This window comes from Vibrio sp. 1727 (assembly GCF_033344415.1).
Classification (GTDB): domain Bacteria; phylum Pseudomonadota; class Gammaproteobacteria; order Enterobacterales; family Vibrionaceae; genus Vibrio; species Vibrio alginolyticus.
In genome coordinates this window covers 44,679-67,203 of record NZ_JAWPOT010000017.1, presented here as the reverse complement: position 1 = coordinate 67,203, position 22,525 = coordinate 44,679, and the positions used below count along the sequence as shown (strand labels likewise).

Annotated in this window: 29 protein-coding genes; 25 read left to right on the top strand and 4 right to left on the bottom strand. The window is 51.9% G+C overall.

Features of this window, described 5'->3' with window-relative positions:
* Positions 1-224: 224 nt before the first annotated feature.
* The 10 genes from R8O10_RS16435 (at position 225) to R8O10_RS16390 (ending at position 6,121) form a co-directional block, all read left to right on the top strand.
* Positions 225-602 carry a hypothetical protein gene (locus R8O10_RS16435; protein WP_001125904.1) on the top strand — a complete coding sequence of 126 codons (378 nt, stop codon included), beginning with the start codon at positions 225-227 and terminating at the stop codon, positions 600-602.
* On the top strand, positions 595-876 hold the full coding sequence (locus tag R8O10_RS16430) for a hypothetical protein (RefSeq protein WP_000044823.1): 282 nt from the start codon (positions 595-597) through the stop codon (positions 874-876). The genes R8O10_RS16435 and R8O10_RS16430 overlap by 8 nt, the downstream gene beginning before the upstream one ends.
* Positions 851-1,525: a hypothetical protein gene (locus R8O10_RS16425; RefSeq protein ID WP_000344149.1), complete on the top strand. Its 675-nt coding sequence runs from the start codon at positions 851-853 to the stop codon at positions 1,523-1,525. The genes R8O10_RS16430 and R8O10_RS16425 overlap by 26 nt, the downstream gene beginning before the upstream one ends.
* Entirely contained in the window at positions 1,518-2,024 is a 507-nt protein-coding gene (locus tag R8O10_RS16420) for a hypothetical protein (RefSeq protein ID WP_000566443.1), read from the top strand. The genes R8O10_RS16425 and R8O10_RS16420 overlap by 8 nt, the downstream gene beginning before the upstream one ends.
* A 5-nt stretch (positions 2,025-2,029) precedes the next feature.
* Positions 2,030-2,341 (top strand): hypothetical protein, encoded by a 312-nt coding sequence (locus tag R8O10_RS16415; protein ID WP_002210541.1) that lies wholly within the window; start codon positions 2,030-2,032, stop codon positions 2,339-2,341.
* 8 nt (positions 2,342-2,349) lie between these two features.
* Positions 2,350-2,850 carry a hypothetical protein gene (locus R8O10_RS16410; RefSeq protein ID WP_000647188.1) on the top strand — a complete coding sequence of 167 codons (501 nt, stop codon included), beginning with the start codon at positions 2,350-2,352 and terminating at the stop codon, positions 2,848-2,850.
* Between the two features lie 3 nt (positions 2,851-2,853).
* Positions 2,854-4,281 carry a DNA cytosine methyltransferase gene (locus tag R8O10_RS16405; RefSeq protein WP_000936897.1) on the top strand — a complete coding sequence of 476 codons (1,428 nt, stop codon included), beginning with the start codon at positions 2,854-2,856 and terminating at the stop codon, positions 4,279-4,281.
* Entirely contained in the window at positions 4,281-4,937 is a 657-nt protein-coding gene (locus R8O10_RS16400; RefSeq protein WP_109883172.1) for a hypothetical protein, read from the top strand. The genes R8O10_RS16405 and R8O10_RS16400 overlap by 1 nt, the downstream gene beginning before the upstream one ends.
* Positions 4,938-5,061: 124 nt before the next feature.
* Positions 5,062-5,610, top strand: coding sequence for a phage head-tail adapter protein (locus tag R8O10_RS16395; protein ID WP_225452416.1), 549 nt, complete (start codon positions 5,062-5,064; stop codon positions 5,608-5,610).
* A 232-nt stretch (positions 5,611-5,842) separates the two neighbouring features.
* A complete protein-coding gene (locus R8O10_RS16390; protein ID WP_000746034.1) occupies positions 5,843-6,121 on the top strand; it encodes a hypothetical protein in 279 nt (92 codons plus the stop codon).
* Between the two features lie 90 nt (positions 6,122-6,211).
* Here R8O10_RS16390 and R8O10_RS16385 read toward each other — a convergent pair whose 3' ends face one another.
* The 4 genes from R8O10_RS16385 to R8O10_RS16370 are packed head-to-tail and all read right to left on the bottom strand — an operon-like array spanning position 6,212 to position 9,739.
* Complete coding sequence (locus R8O10_RS16385; protein ID WP_000467110.1) at positions 6,212-6,700, bottom strand: hypothetical protein; 489 nt, start codon at positions 6,698-6,700, stop codon at positions 6,212-6,214.
* Positions 6,701-6,714: 14 nt separating this feature from the next.
* Complete coding sequence (locus tag R8O10_RS16380; RefSeq protein ID WP_000366823.1) at positions 6,715-8,907, bottom strand: DNA topoisomerase 3; 2,193 nt, start codon at positions 8,905-8,907, stop codon at positions 6,715-6,717.
* Positions 8,907-9,140, bottom strand: coding sequence for a hypothetical protein (locus R8O10_RS16375; RefSeq protein WP_001191890.1), 234 nt, complete (start codon positions 9,138-9,140; stop codon positions 8,907-8,909). Before R8O10_RS16375 ends, R8O10_RS16380 begins: the two co-directional genes overlap by 1 nt.
* Complete coding sequence (locus R8O10_RS16370; protein ID WP_001249395.1) at positions 9,122-9,739, bottom strand: hypothetical protein; 618 nt, start codon at positions 9,737-9,739, stop codon at positions 9,122-9,124. The genes R8O10_RS16375 and R8O10_RS16370 overlap by 19 nt, the downstream gene beginning before the upstream one ends.
* A 167-nt stretch (positions 9,740-9,906) precedes the next feature.
* Between R8O10_RS16370 and mobH the strand changes: the two genes are divergently transcribed.
* The 15 genes from mobH to traA all read left to right on the top strand — a co-directional run bounded on the left by mobH (position 9,907) and on the right by traA (position 22,362).
* A complete protein-coding gene (gene mobH / locus R8O10_RS16365) occupies positions 9,907-12,879 on the top strand; it encodes a MobH family relaxase (protein WP_001326173.1) in 2,973 nt (990 codons plus the stop codon).
* The gene (gene traD, locus R8O10_RS16360) at positions 12,876-14,741 is read left to right on the top strand and encodes a conjugative transfer system coupling protein TraD (protein WP_000178857.1); all 1,866 of its coding nucleotides are present in this window, start codon (positions 12,876-12,878) and stop codon (positions 14,739-14,741) included. The genes mobH and traD overlap by 4 nt, the downstream gene beginning before the upstream one ends.
* A 49-nt stretch (positions 14,742-14,790) precedes the next feature.
* Positions 14,791-15,336 carry a hypothetical protein gene (locus tag R8O10_RS16355; RefSeq protein ID WP_000228720.1) on the top strand — a complete coding sequence of 182 codons (546 nt, stop codon included), beginning with the start codon at positions 14,791-14,793 and terminating at the stop codon, positions 15,334-15,336.
* The gene (locus tag R8O10_RS16350) at positions 15,293-15,922 is read left to right on the top strand and encodes a DUF4400 domain-containing protein (protein ID WP_000743449.1); all 630 of its coding nucleotides are present in this window, start codon (positions 15,293-15,295) and stop codon (positions 15,920-15,922) included. The genes R8O10_RS16355 and R8O10_RS16350 overlap by 44 nt, the downstream gene beginning before the upstream one ends.
* A 47-nt stretch (positions 15,923-15,969) precedes the next feature.
* On the top strand, positions 15,970-16,146 hold the full coding sequence (locus tag R8O10_RS16345) for a hypothetical protein (protein WP_169342285.1): 177 nt from the start codon (positions 15,970-15,972) through the stop codon (positions 16,144-16,146).
* A gap of 241 nt (positions 16,147-16,387) precedes the next feature.
* Positions 16,388-16,765: a hypothetical protein gene (locus R8O10_RS16340; protein ID WP_000869297.1), complete on the top strand. Its 378-nt coding sequence runs from the start codon at positions 16,388-16,390 to the stop codon at positions 16,763-16,765.
* Positions 16,765-17,427, top strand: a complete 663-nt coding sequence (locus R8O10_RS16335) for a hypothetical protein (protein WP_001231464.1) — start codon at positions 16,765-16,767, stop codon at positions 17,425-17,427. The genes R8O10_RS16340 and R8O10_RS16335 overlap by 1 nt, the downstream gene beginning before the upstream one ends.
* A gap of 180 nt (positions 17,428-17,607) precedes the next feature.
* Positions 17,608-17,751, top strand: coding sequence for a hypothetical protein (locus R8O10_RS16330; protein WP_001275801.1), 144 nt, complete (start codon positions 17,608-17,610; stop codon positions 17,749-17,751).
* A gap of 11 nt (positions 17,752-17,762) precedes the next feature.
* Entirely contained in the window at positions 17,763-18,128 is a 366-nt protein-coding gene (locus R8O10_RS16325; protein ID WP_001052530.1) for a hypothetical protein, read from the top strand.
* A gap of 144 nt (positions 18,129-18,272) precedes the next feature.
* On the top strand, positions 18,273-18,554 hold the full coding sequence (gene traL, locus R8O10_RS16320) for a type IV conjugative transfer system protein TraL (RefSeq protein ID WP_000805625.1): 282 nt from the start codon (positions 18,273-18,275) through the stop codon (positions 18,552-18,554).
* On the top strand, positions 18,551-19,177 hold the full coding sequence (locus tag R8O10_RS16315) for a TraE/TraK family type IV conjugative transfer system protein (protein ID WP_001049717.1): 627 nt from the start codon (positions 18,551-18,553) through the stop codon (positions 19,175-19,177). Before traL ends, R8O10_RS16315 begins: the two co-directional genes overlap by 4 nt.
* Positions 19,161-20,078 (top strand): type-F conjugative transfer system secretin TraK, encoded by a 918-nt coding sequence (locus R8O10_RS16310; RefSeq protein ID WP_000794249.1) that lies wholly within the window; start codon positions 19,161-19,163, stop codon positions 20,076-20,078. Before R8O10_RS16315 ends, R8O10_RS16310 begins: the two co-directional genes overlap by 17 nt.
* Positions 20,078-21,391: a TraB/VirB10 family protein gene (locus R8O10_RS16305; RefSeq protein WP_024131605.1), complete on the top strand. Its 1,314-nt coding sequence runs from the start codon at positions 20,078-20,080 to the stop codon at positions 21,389-21,391. Before R8O10_RS16310 ends, R8O10_RS16305 begins: the two co-directional genes overlap by 1 nt.
* On the top strand, positions 21,388-21,966 hold the full coding sequence (gene traV / locus R8O10_RS16300) for a type IV conjugative transfer system lipoprotein TraV (protein ID WP_000793435.1): 579 nt from the start codon (positions 21,388-21,390) through the stop codon (positions 21,964-21,966). Before R8O10_RS16305 ends, traV begins: the two co-directional genes overlap by 4 nt.
* Positions 21,967-22,044: 78 nt before the next feature.
* Positions 22,045-22,362 (top strand): TraA family conjugative transfer protein, encoded by a 318-nt coding sequence (gene traA, locus R8O10_RS16295; protein WP_064754699.1) that lies wholly within the window; start codon positions 22,045-22,047, stop codon positions 22,360-22,362.
* Positions 22,363-22,525: the final 163 nt, after the last annotated feature.

The window sequence follows — 22,525 nt, the reverse complement described above, 5'->3', positions numbered from 1 at the left end:
TCAAGAGACAATAAAACGATACCAAGAAACAAAACTTTCACATGTGAAAGTCTCCCCGCTGTCCACCTCGCACACTCCAAACGCCCAAACGCCCAAATAACTTGTCTATCTGCCCAAAATGGGCGCGTAAGCGTCCGATAGAAAGTAATTGTTAGTGAGATATTGACTACACGGAATATGGCTATATCATAGAATCATAAAATGATGCTGTAAAAGTGATATGTATGCCAAAGCAAGCAAATCATCTCCGTTTGAAGAAACCTTGCGCCAACTGTCCATTCCGGAAGGAGGGCGCTATCGAGCTGGCCCCTGGGCGATTAGAAGGCATCATCAACGACATCGTTGAAAACGACATGACGACGTTTCATTGCCACAAGACCGTGCACTCAAAGTCAGGTGGTGAATGGGATGAAGAGGGTAACTATGCACCTTCGGGACAAGAGTCGATGTGTGCCGGTGCTGCGGCTTACTTGATGAAAATAGGCAGGCCGACAGTGGCTATGCGAATTGCCTTTGCGTTTGGTGATGCAAAGGTGTCCGACTGGGACGAAGCTCAAGAGCTGGTTGTCGAGCCTTTGGTACAAGGGGACCGAAATGAGTAAGCGATATGCGGTAGTGCCGCATCCGAAACTGAAACGAGAGTACAAAGGTCGGCTGGTCAGAACTACTCGGGTACTAAAAAACGGCTGGGGGTTGATCCCTCTAGGGGCTGTGGCAACGGTCACGCATCAGTCTCCCAAGGGATCAGAACTGACCTTTGAACCATGCGACTGCTGCGGCCTGAAAGCCATTATCAGTCATGTAAGCATGGACTCCATTGAATTTATCGAACCGATTACTGAGGAAGAAGATGGACGAGAACAAGCTCAACATTGAAACGGTCGATGGGCACAACGAGCTGGTAGTCAGCTTTTTGTCCAGAATGGTAAGCCTGAGTGACGAGGAAAAGCAGACAGTATTGTCCTGCCTTCCGGACACCGGCAAACAAACAATCACCCAGCTCTATGAGGCGCTGCGTTCTCAAGGGCACCAGGATCTTGCAGAGAAAGTCGAACCATACCTCCAGCAGGGGGTGTTTGGGCCGATCTTCGATAACGCCAAGTCCAAGGTGTTCGTTCGGGACGAAGCGCCTTTTTTCCTCATGGATGAAAATCCTTTGAACTGGGATGACGCTAAAGCATTCAATCGCCTACGTATGAGTACGACCTGTGTTCTTGGCCGTGGCGGCTGGACTATCGGTGAGCGCTTTGATGACCGCTTTGATACCGAGGTGGGCGGAACACAGCTTATCGTCACTCAGTCACTCAACGAAAAAGGTGAGATTGAAGGAGGACTTCCTACCTCGATGTCGCTGAATGACTTTGCTGAGTTCCCTAAACAGCCAAGGCCTCCTCAAATAGTCGATTACCAGGAAGACAAGCGATACACGCTTGAGGAAGCGGAAGCTATCCCTGAGCTCGCACCAGTGGTTCAGCGTCTGAAAGAGCGCATCGAAGAGTATGAGGAGAGAAGAGCCCATGATTGACCTGACATGCCGCCTTTGTGCTGGTTCCGGTGTTTATGACTTTTCCCCTTCCAAAGAAACCTGCGGTATGTGCCAAGGGCATGGGAAATTTGTTGACGCCAAAGCAATGCTGGTGGCTGCCATCGAGCTGGCAAAGAAGCAACGCGAGCCTGTCATTGAAGTGGTAATGGGGTTGGTGCTCCAGGGTGTGGATGTTAGAGGGAAGGAGCCTGGAGAGCGGTTCAAGGCTGCTCAGGCCTTTAACGCCCCAGGGCACAACCTATTACGATACGGGTGGGATGCTTGGGAGCTCTATGCCCTCCATGAGGGTGTAAGTCCAGAACTTGCATCGCTTGGCCGAAGTGTGATGCGCGAGTGGCATAGCCATTCATGGGGCCGGTTCAGTGGAGAGGTAGGCTTTAACGCCGCCGAGATCATGATCAAACAGGCCAAAGACAACCCAGAAAAAGCAGAAGAGCGCTGGGCGTTCCTGCTTAGTGAAGAATGGATGGTGGAGTAATTGTCGTGACAGAACAAACCAATAAGAAATTGATGCTGGATGAGTCTCCAGATATGCCCCTGCAATTCAAGTGGAGAAAGTTTGGTGGTGCGATTTTTACTGCCACGCAAACAATGGAGCACGTCAAGGAAGGACGTAAGCTCGGGCCGACTCCAGCAGGGATGCTACCTCAAGAAGTGTGGCTGAACCGCCTGATCGCTATGGAAGAAACCCTGCCACGAGGGAAGTTTTTTGACAGATTCCGCCGCCGCGACAAAAACGAGCAGTATGACTTGGCCGCCGATCATCTCCGTCTTGTCGGACAGAAAAAGCGATAGGGGGATAGATGAAAGCCCAGGCATACCCACCATCAGTCATTCGTAAAGGCGCTGTGTTGTACGCAGCCCTTTATTACATCTCTGATGATGATAAAGCAAAGGTCGAGGTTACAGAGTGGATAGTTCGCTCTATTCAGAAACGACGCAACTCAACCAGCGATCAACGCTATGTCAATCTTGCCCAAAAGTTAGATGGGATTACGTGGGGGAAAAGGTCACGGAAGAATGGGGACTTTGGTTGGTTGCCATCTATACCGAGCTGGTGCTTGAAGCAGTTCCGGGAAGGTGGCGAATTGCCTTTTGGCGTTTATACGACGCGACTGGCCGCTCTCAAGTTTGCGAAAGTCAGCTTGCAGGAAGAGGTCCAATATTGCGAGGCCGAGCTGAAAAAGGCTCAGACAGAAGAGGATACTCAGGAACTCCAAGAGGAGCTGGCGGAGAACCAGAGACTTCTGAAAGCTGCTGGAGCAATGGTGAAGCGCGAGCAAAACAAGAAGAAAAGAGGTTGACCAATGTTACCGATCGTCTCCCCCTCCGTAGTAACCAAACAACTTGCGTTCAATCGAGTAGGCGATAAACGCAAGGTTAGGGTTTCGTCCAACTTTTTGGATGTTATGGGGTTCAAGCCAGGTATGGGCATCGCCGTTGAGCCAGGGGAGGGGATGGGCGGTTTTTCGGTGATCCCAGCGACCGATGAACTACAGACACACCAGGTTTATCAGCGCCGGTATCAACCAAAGAGTCGCTCCAACAACCCGCTGGAAACCGTTATTGAGTTTTCTGGACAAGGGCTCATAGATAAGTGCTTCCCTCGCTATACAGAGCGTTTCCACGTCGAAATGCGAAAAGGTCGAGTAGTCTTCACTCCCGTCGCAAACAGAGCCTTTGCCATTGCTGATCGGTTCAGAAAAACCAGCCCTTTCCGTGCCTTTGTGGCATTGACTGGCGGGGTAGACATTCATGTTATGGAATCGCTTGGCTGGAAGGCTGAGATTGTTTTGGAACATCGTCCAGTTGAAGCCAGAGACAGAGCATCCGGGCGGAACCTGAGTGAAGTACATGCGCTCAATACGCTGGTGAACAGCTCCCCGCGTATCCTGCTGAATGAAGACATTCATCACCTGGAGCTGGATCGCCTTGGAGCCTTGCTGGCGGAGTGCCCACCAATTGGTTTGGCCCATTACTCGTTGGGGTGTGATGACCACTCAAACGCCAAAAGTCCAAGGGACAAAGAGCGTTCTCTTGAAGATCTCTCCACCATGCTCGACATGGTTTACCCGGCACTAAAACAGATCGAGGTCGTGAACCCTGCCGTCGTGCTGGTGGAAAACGTCCCGAACTTCAAAGCATCCGGAGCCGGGGCGATGATGGGAACGACACTGCGGCGGATGGGGTACTTCCTCACTGAGATGGTCTTGAACGGTCTGGATTTCGGCGCGTACCAGGGGCGAGAACGCTATTACATGGTGGCGTCGGTCTTCCCTGGGTTCGTTCCACCGAAACCTGAGCAGAGAGCTGGTGGACGATTGTGGCCGGTGATCGAGAAGCACCTCGGGGATTGTGCAGACGTCACAGCGTTGAAGTCAATTCAGGCCAGAGAGTCAACTTCTCGCAGGATGCCTGCGTTCTTGACGAGAGAAAGCACCAGTTGCCCGACCATCCTCAAGTCTCAGGATCGTGGGGTAAAGGATGCAGTGTACATCCAAGACGGTGGCCGCATTTACAAGCCATCGGTCGATCTGGTTCAGGAGTTGATGTCGATACCTGATAGCTTTGATATTTCGTGGATGGCAAAAGAACAAGCGACAGAAACACTTGGGCAGAGTGTGGATTACAGATTGCATTCAGCGGTCATGGCCGCAGTTCGGGATCACCTGAATGTGAATTGCGGTCGCCATACCGTGGTGCAGCACGGTATCAGAAGTAAGGAAGGTAAATAATGGCAGTCATTTACTACGGCGAGGGAACCCATGACGCCGGTTTCGTCGGGTTCCGTGTCGCACGAACAGTTGGGGTGGCGGATGATTACCGGCAGGAATACTTCTCCTTGAGAGAGTATTCCTACGCAACAGCTCACCGGCTGGCCTACAGCTTGGACCGAAAGTGGGAAGCTGAGGCAGAAGAGGTGAAGCGTCAGAATAAGACTTGTAAGCGGCGACGCAACTCCGGGCCAAATATCATTGCTGAGGGGCTGAGGGCTTATATCAGTATCGAGAACCGGAGCCGGATGGGGGTGAAGAGAACCTACTTCGCACCTTGTTTTCTCGTCACAAAGCCAGGCTACGGCAATGGGGATATTGTTTTCAGGATTTCCACTCATGGCTACGCAGAAGCCTACGAAAAGGCGGTGGAAAAATATTGTGAGATCCATGATTTGACGGATGAGCAGTATGTTGAGTTGCTTGACTGTATGCCGAGTACAGAGGTGTTCACTGGATACCTGCTGAATGCTCTTTTAATACGCGGTCATCGCGCCACAAAAGCTGAAATACTGAGTAAGCTGGGGGCTGCGAAGAATGAAGATGACATCACCAATAGCAAAGGGAAAAGCGGCCACAACAGAGTGCGTTGCCCAGAGTATCGGTGGGCGCAATAACAGCGCCAGATGTTCAAACCATGTTTTATAGCAACACCTCTTTGGGGGCGGAATTATGTTTTTTGATAACAAAGTAGAATCTCACTCGCTCGTAATGGGAGCCAGCGGGAAGGGCAAATCGGTCTTGTCCGAACAAGTGCGGAAAAACGCGAGGCTGCGCGGTGATCTGCTGGTGGATACTGAGATGTACCGTGAAGGTCGAGGGTTGAAACCATACGAGCATGAGTACGCTCGTCGCTTAGTTCTGGGGCTAAGTGGACCGTTGCCGCGTGAACTGCGTGGGAAGCCGGTGACGGTTATCTCTGATGTGTCCAGACCAAAAAAGGTAAAGCGTCAGCCAAAGCAATTTGTTAAGACCGTAAATGGCGTCACCCTTGAACGCCAATTGGTGGCAGATGCAAGAGACCAGTTGGAAATGCAAACAGGCGTCTGGCTCAAACAACCTCAGCTCATCGAGCTGATGGAAGAGTCGGGCATAGACGAAACTCTAGCCGATTTTGGTGAGGCTGAAACACAGATCCGAGAAATGCTGGCGGATGCGTTGGCGATGAAACTGGTAGGGCGCTCATGGCCCAAGTGTGGAGCCCTCTATAACGCGGCAGAAAAGTCCGACGTTAACTTTTCCTCCGAGCTTGATGCTGCGGCAAAAGAAGCTGGATACATGGTTCGCTGAATGGGATTTGGTGTGGACAAGATAGATCGGCAAAGTTGGCTCGTTAAATTCAGGCGAGCGAAGTGTCAGGACACTTTAGACACGATGCGGGATGCGGCCATTCGCAACTATGAAGGGAATATTCGTGTTATCGCGGATATTGTATTGGCCCATGAGGCGAGAGAGACAGAAATTGAAAAAGGGATGTTTTGTCTAATAGTTAGATAGTCTGATGAGCTATCAGGTGGTGATTATGAAAAAGAGAATACTTCATCTGCCCGTAAAAAAGATTTACTTCGATCAGATCAAATCTGGAGAAAAACCAGATGAATATCGCCTCGTCACAGACTACTGGATAAAAAGACTAGAGGGGCGCGAGTATGATGAAGTCCATGTTAAGTGTGGCTACCCAAAGGCTGGAGATATGTCCAGGATAGAGATTCGTCCTTGGCGTGGCTTCTCAAGGAACGTCATAACGCACCCGCACTTTGGAGATTATCCGGTTGAAGTATTCGCCATCCATGTGAATTGATTTTGGTATTCTGATTTAAAACTATTGTAGCTCAGGTATCAAAAGAACTTGGGTAATTAAAGATAAGGGGCCGACGGCCCCTTAATTGTTTTAGTTTGTGAATATTGAACAATCGAGGTGGGATAGCGCTTGTTCGTAGCTACCTTTGTTGTTCGTCTTACGCAGTGCCACCAGCTCAACAATCAATTGGCTTAAAGCCAGTGATTGAGGCTCCCAGACGCGCTTGCATTTGTCAGCCATGTTGGCATTTACGTCTGTAATGACGTAGAGGAAATCAGGGACGTCTTTCAAGGTCCCCAGGCCTTTTGCCATATCAACAGCCTCAGGGTTTTGATAGCTTCGAGTGGCGCTCAGGTCATCGTGGGAAATATAGCTGGCAGATGTCTCAGCGAAACCTAACACCATGCCTTTTCCTGCGCTTTTTGCAATGGCCGAGCCGATAGCTAGAGTTGGCATGATGGCCTGACCTATTTGGCGGGTAGATGCAGTTGCCAAGCCTGAGGCGATGTTCTTCCCGGCATCTTCGGCAGTGGCAGAGCTGGTTGTGAGCATCGCAGTTAAAATGATTTTTCCAAACATACTTAATTCCTCTATCAATCCATAAAGTCCGACTTTTTGAAGGGCATAGTGCCTTTGCAATCGGGATACGCTGTGCAGCCCCAGAACTTAGAGGCTCGTTTCTTGCCAGGGGCTTTTCCTTTCCTGAGACGCATCGGGCTACCGCAATCTGGGCAGTCTGGACAATCCTCCGCCGCGATACGTTTCTCGGGTTTCCCTCGGTTGTCTGGGAACGTCTTCTTGCAAGCCTCGTTCTGGCAGCCCCAGAAAAAACCGTTCTTCCCTTTGATCCGGTGCATCTCTCCACCGCAGTTGAAGCATTCGTGTGAAGGAGGCTTCGCGCCCTCGAAGGCTTTAGCCATCGCGCCACCTTCTTTGGTCAGAACCGGTGCGGCCACTTTGAGCTGCTCAACCATTTGGCAGATCCAGGTGGAAATCTGCTTCATGAAGACAGACATGTTCCCGGAGCCGGAGGCAACTTTCTCAAGCTCCTGCTCCCAAGCCGCAGTCATGCCGGGTGATTTGATGGCTGGTGGAAGCACTGCTATAAGCGCATGAGCCTTATCAGTTGCAAGCAGTACCTTTTTCTGACGCTTGAAGTAGCCTTTATCAACAGCGCCCTGGATGATGCTTGCGCGTGTTGCTGGAGTGCCTAAACCGGCTGTGTCTTTGAGGATTTGTTTGAACTTCTCCTCAGTCACGAACCGGGCAATGTTCTCCATCGCGGCAAGCAATGTGGCTTCGGTGAAGTGCGGTGCTGGCCGCGTCATTTTGTTTGCCAGCTCGGCCCCATTCAGCAAGGCAGGTTCGCCCTGGCTAACCCTGGGGAGCTTCTCTTGTTCAACCGGCGCGTCGGTGTCTTCCCCCTCGTCCTTGGGACTGCTTTCACTATCAGAAGCAAACAAAACCTTCCAGCCTTGTTTGGTAGGTGTCTTACCAGCGGACGCAAAGAGGTGACGCCCACACTGCACCTCGATGGAGGTTTTGGTGAACTCGAACTCGCTGTAGAACTGCGCGATGTAGAAACGACGGATGGCGTCGTAAAGATTGAACTCGATCTCAGACATGGCACTGATGTCTGTTCTGGCCGGTGTTGGAATGATCGCGTGGTGCGCGGTCACTTTGGCGTCATTGAATACCCTGGCCTTGCGATGAGGATCTGCGCCAGCCACCAGCCCAGAGACGTTCTGATCGGACAAAATGAGCGCCTGGAGAATGTCCGGAATGTCTTCCTTTTGGCTCTCGGGTAGATAACGACTGTCAGTACGAGGGTAGGTGGTCGCTTTGTGCGTCTCGTACAGAGCTTGAGCTGCATCCAGTACCTGCTGAGCTGTGTATCCCCATCGTTTGCTCGCGTATTGTTGCAGCGACGTTAGATCGAAGGGGAGGGGGGCTGACTCTTTACCTGGTTTGGTTTCTGCTTTGCTGATAACAGCATTGGCACCATTGACCTGGGAGGCTACCTGCTCGGCATAGGCCTTATTGACGCACCGGCCTTGCTCGTCACTGCACTCTTCTGGTGGTATCCATTGGGCGGCAAACTGTCCATTCTGTACGGACACGTTCACACCCAGAGTCCAGTATGGTGAGGGGGTGAAACCGGCGATCTCTCGGTCCCGTTGACAAACAAGAGCGACGGTTGGGGTGATAACCCTGCCAACGTGAAGAGTGTGGTTGAAGCCGACATCTCGGGCCAGCACTGTGTAGAGGCGGCTCACGTTCATGCCTACCAACCAGTCAGCGCGTTGCCGTGCCAATGCGGCGTAGTAGAGTGAGACCGTATCCTTGCCATCCTTTACGTTGTTCAGCGCTTTCTTGATGCTTGACTCATCGAGAGCCGTCAAACAAACTCGGCGAATAGGGCCAGAGTAGCGGAATCGATCCAGAAGCGAACGGGCGATAGCCTCACCTTCTCGGTCGTAGTCCGTTGAGATGTAGATGGTGCTCGCCTTTTTGACCAGTCCCTCAACAATTTTGTACTGTTTGAACGCACTCTTGCGAACGTTGTACCGCCATGACTCTGGTGCAATAGGGAGGGTCTCCAGTGACCATGACTTGTAGCGTTCGTCATAATCGTCTGGCATATACAATTCCAGCAGGTGGCCGAACGCCCACGTAATAACGCGGTTTCCTCCATCATGGAGAAATCCATCACCTCGTTGGGAGGCCTTCATTACGCCAGCCAAATCTTTTGCCTGAGAAGGCTTCTCGCAGATATAAAGGTCCATTAAGCAGCTCCTCTCATCTTTGATTCCAGATTCGCCAGCTCAGTCCAGCTTTGAGCCAGACCTTTGACTTCGGGGTAGTCTCTGGAGAGGTTTTCGAGGACTCCAGAAATGACATAGGCCGCTTCGCTGGAATTACCCCTCGAACCGGCCTCCTGGAGCATGATTAATAAAGCGTCGAAGAGCTCAGCCTTACGGCCTAGCTCTGTCTGGTTTCTTATTTCAGAGCTTTGCATGGGTTCACCACTGAATAGGGACGCACGGACTCGCGCACAATGCGGCGATCTGCGTCAGTTACAGCCTGACTGGTGCAAAAGTGCGTCCAGGCATTCAGATAATCTTTATAGGTGTGGGTAGGTGGTATGCAGCCGGTTACAACGTCCTTGGGGATGTTTGTGGTTCCCTCGGCTTCCACAAAGCGCCAATCGTGCTCGTCCATACCTTTGCCACCATCGCAATAGCGTTCCCAGCGTGACAACTCGTACAGCGAGTAGCCTTTGCCTTTATTCATGGACTTGAAGGTATTGATGGCTTCGTTGACATCCCCGTGCTGTTTGATCCCTGCTGGAGTTTTATCTGAACCAGCGGAGTCATCTTTGACCTTGTTCATCGTTGCGCTGACATTACCGTCGCCCAGCACATGGATATAACCAGGTTGACGTAATGCAGCACCACCGCGCCCCATGTTGTCCCATGCCATCGACAGTTCCCGGCTAACTCGGGCAGGTTTGTCATTTTCGGCAGGGGCAGTCTGGGGCTGAGGCTTTTGCTCGGGGGCGTTAGAGGCACACCCGGCCAGAATTGCCACTCCCAGAATTGCTATCAGTTGTCTCATCGTGTCGTTCCTCATAAAAAATTGTCGATGAGCCCATTCTAAAAGGGGGGGGATGGAAAGCTGGTTTCTCAAACTGCCCAAATTGGACAGATAGGCGTGTGTGCGATCTAAAGGTGTTTTGAGAGCATGTAGCGACGAGAAATACGATAGGAATATGGTCAACCTACATGCTGAAAGCCCTTAACAAGTTATTTGGTGGGCGAAGTGGAGTGATCGAGACCGCGCCGAGCGTCAGAGTGTTGCCGCTTAAAGACGTGGAAGATGAAGAAATCCCTCGATACCCACCTTTTGCCAAGGGCCTGCCAGTGGCCCCACTAGACAAGATACTGGCAACCCAAGCTGAACTGATTGAGAAAGTGCGGAACTCTCTCGGTTTCACTGTGGACGACTTCAACCGGCTTGTTTTGCCGGTGATCCAGCGGTATGCCGCGTTTGTTCACCTGTTGCCAGCTTCCGAATCACACCACCACCGTGGCGCTGGTGGTCTGTTCCGACATGGGCTTGAAGTGGCCTTCTGGGCAGCTCAGGCATCTGAGTCAGTTATCTTTTCCATCGAGGGGACGCCTCGTGAACGCCGTGACAATGAGCCGCGTTGGAGACTGGCGAGCTGTTTCTCCGGGCTGCTGCATGATGTGGGTAAACCGCTCTCGGATGTGTCCATTACGGACAAAGACGGGTCAATCACATGGAACCCGTATTCGGAGTCACTTCATGACTGGGCACACCGTCACGAAATCGACCGTTACTTTATCCGGTGGCGCGACAAGCGACACAAAAGACATGAGCAATTCTCGCTGCTGGCGGTGGATCGAATTATTCCGGCTGAGACTCGGGAGTTTCTGTCCAAGTCTGGCCCGTCCATCATGGAAGCGATGCTGGAAGCTATCTCAGGAACCAGCGTCAATCAGCCTGTGACCAAGCTGATGCTTCGCGCTGACCAAGAGAGCGTCTCACGGGACCTTCGCCAGAGTCGTCTCGATGTGGACGAGTTCTCCTATGGTGTGCCTGTCGAGCGGTACGTGTTCGATGCCATCCGCCGCCTGGTTAAAACCGGAAAATGGAAGGTCAATGAGCCAGGCGCGAAAGTCTGGCACCTCAACCAAGGTGTATTCATTGCCTGGAAACAGCTTGGGGACCTTTATGACTTGATCAGCCACGACAAGATCCCCGGTATTCCACGAGACCCTGACACACTGGCCGACATTCTCATCGAACGTGGTTTTGCTGTACCAAACACGGTGCAGGAGAAGGGTGAACGTGCGTACTACCGCTACTGGGAAGTTTTGCCTGAGATGCTCCAGGAGGCGGCGGGATCGGTGAAGATCTTGATGCTCCGACTCGAATCAAACGACCTGGTGTTTACGACTGAGCCTCCTGCGGCTGTTGCTGCGGAAGTTGTTGGTGATGTTGAGGACGCTGAGATTGAGTTCGTTGATCCTGAGGAAGTCGATGACGACCAAGAGGAAGATGTGTCAGCTCTGAACGATGACATGTTGGCCGCAGAGCAGGAAGCAGAGAAAGCTCTAGCTGGTCTTGGCTTTGGTGATGCGATGGAGATGCTGAAAAGCACCTCAGATGCTGTCGAGGAGAAACCAGAGCAAAAAGATGCTGGATCAACGGAATCATCTAAGCCTGACGCTGGCAAGAAGGGTAAGCCGCAGAGCAAACCGGGCAAAGCAAAACCGAAGAGTGATACAGAGAAACAACCCCACAAACCAGAGGCAAAAGAGGATTTGTCCCCTCAGGACATTGCCAAAAACGCACCACCTTTGGCAAACGACAATCCGTTACAAGCACTCAAGGATGTTGGGGGTGGACTGGGGGACATCGACTTTCCGTTTGACGCATTCAGCGCATCGGCAGAGACAGCCAGCACTGACGCAACAAACTCAGAAATCCCAGATGTGGCAATGCCCGGAAAGCAAGAGAAGCAGCCAAAACAGGACTTCGTTCCACAAGAACAAAACTCCCTGCAGGGCGATGACTTTCCAATGTTCGGTAGTTCTGATGAACCGCCATCATGGGCGATTGAGCCGCTCCCTATGCTGACTGACGCACCAGAACAAACAACACCAGCGCCAGCAATGCCACCTACGGACAAACCTAATCTGCATGAGAAAGACGCAAAGACCTTACTCGTTGAGATGTTAGCCGGGTACGGAGAAGCATCGGCGTTGCTTGAACAAGCGATCATGCCTGTTTTGGAAGGTAAAACGACGCTGGGCGAAGTCCTATGCCTGATGAAGGGTCAAGCCGTCATTTTGTACCCGGATGGCGCTCGGTCGCTGGGTGCGCCGTCAGAGGTTCTCTCGAAGCTGTCCCACGCCAACGCGATTGTTCCAGACCCGATTATGCCAGGTCGCAAAGTTCGTGATTTCAGCGGAGTGAAGGCAATTGTACTGGCGGAGCAGCTTTCAGATGCAGTCGTAGCGGCCATTAAGGATGCCGAGGCGTCAATGGGGGGATACCAGGATGCCTTTGAGCTCGTCTCTCCCCCTGGCTTGGATGCAAGCAAGAATAAGTCTGCACCGAAACAACAAAGCCGAAAAAAGGCGCAGCAGCAGAAGCCTGAGGTTAACGCCGGTAAACCCTCGCCTGAACAAAAGGCGAAAGGTAAGGACTCCCAGCCACAGCAGAAGGAGAAGAAGGTCGATGTTACTTCTCCGGTTGAAGAGCCGCAGCGCCAGCCGGTCCAAGAAAAACAGAACGTGGCTCGCCTTCCTAAGCGGGAGGTTCAACCAGTGGCTCCTGAGCCCAAAGTTGAGCGTGAGAAGGAATTGGGACACGTCGAGGTGCGAGAAAGGGAAGAGCCAGAGGTTAGGGAGTTTGAGCCGCCTAAGGCGAAAACAAACCCGAAAGACATCAACGCGGAAGATTTCTTGCCGTCTGGTGTTACGCCTCAGAAAGCACTCCAGATGCTCAAGGACATGATCCAAAAACGCTCGGGCAGATGGCTCGTGACACCTGTCCTGGAAGAGGATGGCTGCTTAGTAACCAGTGACAAAGCCTTCGACATGATTGCCGGTGAAAACATCGGCATCAGCAAACACATCCTCTGCGGGATGCTGAGCCGGGCACAGAGACGGCCTTTGCTCAAGAAACGTCAGGGAAAACTGTATTTAGAGGTAAATGAAACATGACAATGAGTTATGACCCGCTCGCCTACGAGATGCCGTGGCGGCCCAACTATGAAAAAAATGCTGTAGCAGGCTGGCTTGCCGCCTCCGGCGCGGCTTTGGCCGTAGAGCAAGTCAGCACGATGCCTCCGGAGCCCTTCTATTGGATGACGGGGATCTGTGGCGTGATGGCGATGGCTCGTTTGCCAAAGGCTATCAAACTTCACCTGCTCCAAAAGCATTTGAAGGGGCGTGATCTGGAGTTTATTTCTATTGCGGAGCTCCAAAAGTACATCAAGGACACGCCGGACGATATGTGGCTTGGTAGTGGGTTCCTGTGGGAAAACCGCCATGCCCAGCGCGTGTTTGAGATCCTGAAACGCGACTGGACTTCCATCGTAGGGAGAGAGTCCACGGTCAAAAAGGTTGTCCGGAAGATACAGGGTAAGAAAAAGGAGCTGCCAATCGGCCAGCCCTGGATTCACGGGGTAGAACCCAAAGAAGAGAAGCTGATGCAGCCACTCAAGCACACTGAGGGGCATTCGCTGATCGTTGGGACCACCGGCTCGGGCAAGACCCGTATGTTCGACATCCTGATTTCACAGGCCATTCTGCGTGGGGAAGCCGTGATCATCATAGACCCGAAAGGGGATAAGGAGATGCGGGACAATGCACGACGTGCCTGTGAAGCTATGGGGCAGCCGGAAAGATTCGTCTCATTTCATCCAGCATTCCCGGAAGAGTCGGTGCGTATCGACCCTCTGCGTAACTTCACCCGCGTGACTGAAATTGCAAGTCGTTTGGCAGCGTTGATCCCGTCCGAAGCAGGGGCCGACCCGTTCAAATCATTTGGATGGCAGGCACTGAACAACATCGCTCAGGGCTTGGTCATCACTCATGATCGTCCCAACCTGACAAAGCTCCGCCGATTCCTTGAAGGTGGCGCTGCTGGCTTGGTCATCAAGGCCGTTCAGGCTTACTCAGAGCGAGTTATGCCCGACTGGGAGGCAGAAGCAGCGGCTTATTTGGAGAAAGTCAAAAACGGTTCGCGTGAGAAGATCGCTTTCGCGTTGATGAAGTTCTACTACGACATCATCCAACCTGAGCACCCAAACTCTGATCTGGAAGGCTTGCTGTCGATGTTCCAGCACGACCAAACCCACTTCTCCAAGATGGTGGCGAACCTCCTGCCGATCATGAATATGCTGACGTCCGGGGAGCTAGGCCCTCTGCTGTCTCCAGACTCATCTGATCTGAGCGACGAACGCCAGATCACTGATTCCGCAAAAATCATCAACAACGCTCAAGTTGCTTATCTGGGGCTCGACTCCCTGACCGACAACATGGTTGGTAGTGCTATGGGGTCCATCTTCCTGTCAGACCTGACAGCGGTTGCCGGTGACAGATACAACTACGGCGTCAACAACAGACCCGTAAATATCTTTGTTGATGAGGCTGCTGAGGTGATCAACGACCCGTTCATCCAGCTCCTGAACAAAGGTCGCGGTGCGAAACTTCGTCTTTTCGTTGCAACTCAGACTTTTGCTGACTTCGCAGCTCGACTGGGTAGCAAAGACAAAGCGCTCCAAGTGTTGGGGAACATCAACAACACGTTTGCTCTGCGTATCGTCGATGGTGAAACACAGGAGTATATCGCAGATAACTTGCCGAAGACCCGGCTCAAGTACGTCATGCGGACTCAAGGCCAGAACTCGGATGGCAAGGAGCCCATTATGCACGGAGGCAACCAAGGCGAGCGTTTGATGGAGGAGGAAGCTGATCTGTTCCCAGCCCAGTTATTGGGAATGCTTCCGAACCTGGAATACATAGCCAAAATTTCAGGCGGAACAATCGTAAAAGGCCGTCTGCCCATATTGACCCAGTAAGAGCAGAGCTATGTGTGACAAGAAGTATAGAAATTACGAGGTAGCCATCATGGTCGATGTGAACCCTTTCGACAGGGTTATGAATGAATTGAAAAGTCGTGGCCGCAAGAACGCTCACATCCTGAGCATCCTCCAATTCGACTGGCCTGCATCGGAGGCCATCATCGAGAAGCTGAGCTGCTACATCACAGACGGGATTAAGGCTAATCAGGAGCCTGTGATTTACCCGATCATTGAAGAAGCTCTGCATCGCTACAGCCAGCTCGTGTTTCATGAGCAGAGAGAGAAATATGAAGACCCGGCCAGAATTGGGGCATTTCTGGAAACCCTGATCACCGAAACCTGCCGGGCGTTGGAAGTGCAAATTGTCGATAGTGGCGGTGATTCATGGTCTGTCGATTCAGGAGAGTCGTTCTCACTGTGGCTTTCTTCCCATCCAGGAGAACTATCCATTAACCCGCAGCCCCATGAGGATGAGACCTCTTTGCGTGGCTTGCTGTATGAGCTCATCACCTGTGAGAGCGTGAAAACTGTTTTAAGGAGAACCGACTATGAAGAAGCCGTGGTTGCTGGTCGCATGGCTGCTGGTTATTGAGTTGCTGGCAATATTGCTGCTGATCCCTGGCGACTGGACAGACAGAGCCATCAAAAGGGAATCCGAGCTGGTGGAACAGAGTCTTGGTGTCGAAGCAAGAGACTGGATACAGAACAAAGCATCTACCTGGTTCAGGTCGAGCGTTATTGATTCAGGATTCTATGAGGGGATGTACCAAACGCTGATCCCATCAGAAGAGGAGCGCCAGAAGTCCAAGGGGATGCAGGACATGGGCAAGGGCTGGTTTGTGTGGGTCAAAGGCCGCATGGAAGCCTTTGTCAACGTCATTTACCAGTTCTACACAAGGTTGGCACTGTTAGCCGCGTGGGCTCCCTATATGCTGATCCTGTTCGTACCTGCGGTATATGACGGGATGATGACATGGCGAATTAAGCGGACCAACTTCGATTATGCGAGTCCGGTTCTCCATCGTTACAGCGTTCGCGGAACGATGTACCTGATGGCCGGATTGTTCATCGCGTTCTTCATCCCCATAGCGCTCGATCCGGTTGTCATCCCGATGACAATGATGACGTGCTGTGTCCTGGTTGGCCTGACGTTCGGCAACCTCCAGAAACGGGTATAGGGAGGGAGGATGAGCTACTCCGTTATAAATCAAGATGGGGTGCATCTGTGCGACATCCCATTGAACGTCTACCAGGTGATACGTCGCCAATCCTTGTCTGCGTTGTGGCTTTACTGGGCGCAGAGCTTGAATTTGGTGAAGGTGCTCATTGCTTGCGTCGGAAAGATGATCTTTGTGATGCCGGTAATGTGGTTCTGGGTGCTGGTGGTGTGCCGCTTGGTTGAACCAGAACGTATCTCAGACGTGTCAGGACTTATCTCTCCGGACGTGATCGGGTGGGCCGCTGGTGCGGCCATCACCCTCATTATCTTTTCCGTATTTACACGCCCAGCGTTGTACGGATACCACAACTTTTTCAAGCAGCATATTTGCTCAAGAGTAAAGCAAGTAACGCCGGAACTCAGAACAGTCACTGGGCCACTGTTCTTTTACCGAAACGAAATTGGAACGATATAGAGAGGAACCATGAAAGTAACTAATAGACTCCAACTGCTGGCACTGGGGCTGTGTATAGCCGGTACTGCCATCGCGGCTCCTGATGTGCTCAATGACGACGCAAAGCTCAAGAACCTTGAGAAGGTGTGTCCCGACTGTCAGATGGTGGCAAAAGATGTACTCAATCTGCGGGTTGAAAACTGCCAGCTCAAAGACACTTCCAGTGCAATGATGATTGGCACCATGCAAAATGACCCTATGTTTTCGTTTATGCTGGCTGTACACACAGCGGCAGGCTCGGAGGCATACAAAACGGTAGTTGGTGCCGCTGGCAACCATGTTGACTGTGAAAACCCGTTGAACTGGATCAAGCTGACCCAGCAAGCGATTAAAGGTGGCAAAGTCTAATGCGTAAGAGAGATTTCTTTTTTGGAGAGGTGTATGAGGGGAGTGGAGGAGCCACTCTACGACTGAGTGATATGGAACCATTGGCAAGAAAAGTGTCGGCAGAGTTCTTCACTGCACAACTGAACCGTATACTGAAAGAGCATGACGGTCAGTTGACGCTCAGCGATGGAACGTCGTACCCCAGCTTTTGGAGCTTCATCGACAAGGTTGATCCAGAGCAGGTTGGTTTCGTGGAGATCTACGCTCGGCAGGATGTTAACGATAATGTTGAAGCGACACTGGCGTGTGACATCGTTTTGGTAAATGGTGTGATCACCGTTAAACCTCACTGGTGTGCTTACAAAGACATCAGGGCTGACGAAGTGATTTCCACCTTACTGGTGCCTTTGCATTTGAAGGCTCTCCAGGGTAAGGCTTACATTCGCTGGGATGATGGTGAAACCGAACCTCTGTTACAAAACGACGACTATCAGGCTGAACTTGAAAATGTGTTTAGTGTTTCCAAGTACCCATCAGCCATGAGCTGGGGCGATACAGCAGACCAGAAGGTTAAGCAGTACAAGATGGACCTTGAGTGCGCCACAGATGTTGGTCGTCGAGGTGTCTCATCAGAGCAAGCATGGGATGCTTATCGAGAACTCCGTTACAATAGAACAGTGTGAAACAAGCGGCCATCGGCCGCTTTGAACTTTCACATGTGAAAGTTTTTCGCCTCCCGCTCTTATCATCTCCTCGAATAAACCTCCATAAAGTGCCCAAAATGGGCCGTAACAGCACTGTTCCTAGATTGATCAATTAAGAGACGATTACTCCGTGATGACGACAAGTTATTTGGAGGGTCTATGTCCGCACAAGCTCACGTCAGAGAAAGCGAAAGCTCATCTGGTTCATTCATCTCCTGGCAGTTCCTTGTCTGGCAGGTGATGTTCGTTATAGGTGTTGTTGCAGGGATGAACCTGGAACACGCATTCAATTTTCTAGGTTAATGGGAGGAAGTGTGAACCTTAATAAACAATTTTTCTGGTTTTTGATGAACGCGGTGCTGATGTGCATCTTCATCGTTCCAGTGGCCGTCGCGTTTTGGCTGTCTGCTTTTGCGGCAGGTTTTGACTGGAGTCAGTGGGTTAAGTTGGCTGCTGATACGGCCAACAGAGCTGCAAGTGACCCGGCCAAGGCTCTGGGCACGGTTCAGACCTACTGGGGCATTCTCAGCTTCTTCCTGCTGGCGGCGTACAGTCTGATGTTCAAGTTTAAAGCCAATGCTAACAAGGAAGTGAAAACTCTGGAGGTGGCCCGACCAGCCAATGAAGTTAGCGTTGCGGCTTCGGAAAAACATTCGGAAGCGGTTCCTCAAAATCAATAACCGATCCAGTAAACGCAAAAAAGGCGGCTTAGGCCGCCTTTTTTTATTTGTCGCTGGAAGTGCCCGAAAAGGGCGCGAAGCCGTGGCAGAAAATCAGTGACCCTGAATGAGAATACAGGCCACTAGGAAAAGAAGAGGGTTGCTATGAAGCCTGTAAAGATACCGCGCCGGGTCGATGAGCCCCCGCATCTGCTGTTGTGGAGCGCAGATGAGTTGGCCCCGATGCTTTTGGGGCTAACGATAGGGGTCATCATCGGTAAGGCTCTGATCTGCTTTCTGGGGGGGTTACTTGTAACCAACCTTTATCGCCGATTCAGGGATAACCATCCGGATGGATACCTGCTCCACATGATCTACTGGGCCGGGTTCATCATGACCAAGGCCAAATCTCTCAAGAACCCGTTTGTCCGGAGGTATTTGCCTTGAACCTGAAAAAGTATCTCAAGACCTGGGAAGGGACCCAAACAGAAAATAAGTGGGGGCGAATCTTCCAGGGTGGTCTTATTGCTATCGTTTTCCTGCTGGTGGTCCAAGTATTCAGCAAGGAAACCATCGTCACTATCCAGCCTTTCACGCTCACGGAAGAAGCCTGGGTGACGAAAAGTAACGCCTCTCAGTCCTATAAAGAGGCTTGGGGTTTCGCTTTTGCTCAGCTCCTTGGCAATGTGACGCCAGGAACCGTTGACTTTGTGAAAGAACGGATCACCCCGCTTCTCTCCCCGAGCATCTATCAGGACGTGATTGATGCCATCGAAATTCAAGCTCAACAGATCAAGAACGACCGCGTAACCATGCGGTTTGAGCCGCGTTTTGTTGAGTACGAGCCCAAGAGCGACAAGGTGTTTGTCTACGGATATTCCTACGTCAAAGGGGCTTCTTCTAACGAAGAGCGTAGCGAACGCTCCTACGAGTTCGCCATCAAGATTTCAAACTACGCGCCCGTGCTGGACTACATCGACACCTATGTAGGAAAGCCACGCACCAAAACTGTTTTGGAGCAACTCCAGCGCAAAGAAGAAAACCGGAGAAAGCATGAAGAACAACGCTAAACTTTCGCTCCTGGCGCTGTCCTTGGCGCTTGGAACTTCAATGGCCTATGCCTCGGATGACATTCCTGTTGTCCCGGCCAGTGTTATGAAAAAGGATGTTCCTGCCCCTGTGACGTCAGGACAAAGCTCCCATGAGGTTGTGGGCAGCATGAATGAAAACCCCTTACTGACGATGAAGCCGGGGGTTAACCAGATCATCCCGATAGCCGTTGGTCATCCGAACCGAATCGTCACGCCTTTCAGCAATCCTGAGATCGTTTCAACATCTCTGACCGGGGCGACGGATAACGGCCAGTGTGGTGAGGTCTGCATCAAAGAGAATGTGGTCTATGTCGCCACGGATAAGCAGTATCCGGTGACTATGTTCATTACTGAAAAAGGCTCGGAAGCCCAAGCTCTCAGCCTGACGATGGTTCCCCGTCGTATTCCGCCCAGAGAAGTCTTTCTCAAGCTCGATGGTGGTGTAGGTATCACTGGTGCTTTTGCCAATACCAAGGCTGAGACCTGGGAACAGAGCCAGCCTTATGTCGAAACCATCCGGTCGGTATTCCGCAAGATTGCTCTTGGTGAAGTCCCTCAAGGTTACACGTTGAACCGCATCCCTGCTGGTGCTGCGGTGCCGAGCTGCGCTCATCCTGGGGTAAAGGTGGATTTCAGCAAGGGGCAATACATGATGGGCCACCACCTTAACGTGTTCATCGGTGTCGCCCTGAACGTCTCTGATCAGCCTATTGAGTTCAAAGAGGCGTTGTGTGGGAGCTGGGATGTGGCTGCGGTGACTACGTGGCCGCTTAACGTGCTTGAGCCCGGCCAGAAGACGGAGATCTATGTGGCGAAGAAGCAGAAGCGTGGTCTCGCACCAACGTCTAAGCGTCCATCGCTGCTGGGAGGTGCCCAATGATTAAGCGATTTTGGACACAGTTAGACCCCAACAAGAAGCGTTGGGTGTCTATCGCTGGCGGCGTCTTCGTTCTTTTTGCGGTCGTGACAATGTTCTCTGGTGAACCCAAGAAAGAAGAGAAGCGCGGTCGCCAAGAAACCATCAAGCACGTTCTCACAGACAAAAACACCCGTGAGATCGGGATAGATTCGTTGTCTGCCGATGTGAAGATGGTGTCTCGTGAAAACTCCGACCTGAAAAAGGAGCTGGAACGAGTCAAGAAAGAGCTGGAGGAAACCAAAACCACTGCCGGGAAATCCAGTGATGTTGGCCGTGAGATGACCCGCCTTCGTCAAGATTTGGACCGCCTGACCCAGAAGAACATGGAATTGGCTAAGAAAGTCGAAACCGGCGCTGCTGGTGGAAAAACATCCTCTTCATCAGAGGATGCCAGAGCCGATGTTAATGGTGCATCTGGTGGTGATGGTCAGTTCATGGAGAAAAAGCTCGACTACAAAGATCCTGCATCCTTTTTTCGGGACGCACCGCTTCCTGACTCGAAGGGTGGGGCTCCTGCAACTGGCAAGGGAGACGGTCGTGATGCAACTAAACCAGGCATCCAAATAGTGAGCTACTCGCAGAAAGCGCCAGAAGTTGAAGAGAAGGACAACAAGGATGATGAGTCTATCTACCTACCTTCTGGCTCCATCCTGACAGGGGTGCTCATCAACGGTATGGACGCACCAACATCTCAAGGTGCTCGTCGAGATCCGTTCCCTTCGACCCTCAGGATTCAGAAAGAGGCTATTTTGCCTAACCGCTTCCGTGCGGATGTTCGTGAGTGCTTCCTGATTGTTTCAGGCTATGGAGATCTCAGTTCAGAGCGAGCGTACCTGCGTGGCGAGACCTTCTCGTGCGTTCGGGATGATGGGGGTGTCATAGAAGCGAAGCTGGATTCCTATGCAGTGGGTGAAGACGGTAAGGCCGGTGTCCGTGGTCGCGTCGTATCGAAGCAGGGGCAAATCATCGCCAAGAGCTTGATGGCAGGCTTCCTTGGTGGCGTTTCCGAAGCCTTTGACGTCAATCCTGTGCCGGTCGTTAGCACTAACCCTGGCTCAAATACCCAGTACCAGTCTGTGTTCTCCGACCAGATGTTGCAGGGAGCAGCAGTGAAGGGGGCCAGTAAGGCGCTAGATCGCATCGCTCAGTTCTATATCGACATGGCCGAAGGCATCTTCCCTGTTATCGAGGTCGATGCTGGCCGTCAGGTAGACATCATCGTGACCAAAGGAACCAAGCTACAAATTCGTTCCACCGGGGGAACCAAGAAATGAAAAATTTGAACATTTTGACCAGAAAGGGCAGTTCCAGAGGCGAGGCTCAAAAGGAACAGGCAGTAAGATCCGCAAAGATGTTGGGGGTGGGTGCAGCGCTACTTATTTTGTCGGGCTGTTCGACGTTCAACATCGGCAAGGATGAGTATAGCTGTCCGGGAATGCCGAATGGTGTTCAGTGTATGTCAGCGCGAGACGTTTACGCCGCAACCAATGACGGAAATGTCCCGCGTCCAATGAAACCAGAGGAAGTCGAGGCCAAAGCGGAAGCGGATGGCGAAGGTTCCTCAAACGTTTCAGCGAACTCATCTAGCTCCGGAGACCCGGTGATTGACAACTATGTCGCACCGCGTCTTCCGGATCGCCCGATTCCAATTCGTACACCAGCACAGGTTATGCGGATTTGGGTAGCTCCCTGGGAGGACACCAATGGTGATCTCATCGTGACAGGGTATGTCTATACCGAAATCGAACCGCGCAGGTGGGTGATTGGGGATGGCACACCGCAAAGTGAGCCAGTTTTGAGACCGCTGCAAACGGTACAACACGAACCGAAGTCTGAAACAACCAAATAGGAGATGTTCTTGATGAACGCAAATCAGTTGGCGAATGCCTCAAGTAAAAACAACGCACTCTTCCTCTTCCTGGGGTTGATGGTGGTAGCCTTCCTGCTCGTGCCGGATCAGGCCCACGCTGGTACTGGTGGTACAGCGTTTGACGACGTATGGGTAACTCTCAAGGATTGGACCCAAGGTACTTTGGGTCGAATCGTTGCGGGTGCGATGATCCTGGTCGGTGTTGTTGGTGGTATCGCTCGCCAGAGCCTCATGGCTTTCGCTATGGGTATCGGTGGCGGTATGGGCCTGTACAACTCCCCGACCGTAGTGGAATCCATCATGTCTGCTACTCTGGAACATGCAGAGAAGGTCATCCCGGCTGTTGTGCAACTCAGCAATGGCCTGGGGGTGTAAAAGACACCTTGCCGTTAATCAACGGGTGATAGGGGCAGCCTAAAAGCTGCCCTTATTTTTTGGCAAAAAGTCCAGTCATAACAAATTCCAACTATTTCCTTATTTGCTCAAAAAGGGCACTTCCACAGCCCATGTTTATGCACTCCCTCCCGTAACCTCCAGC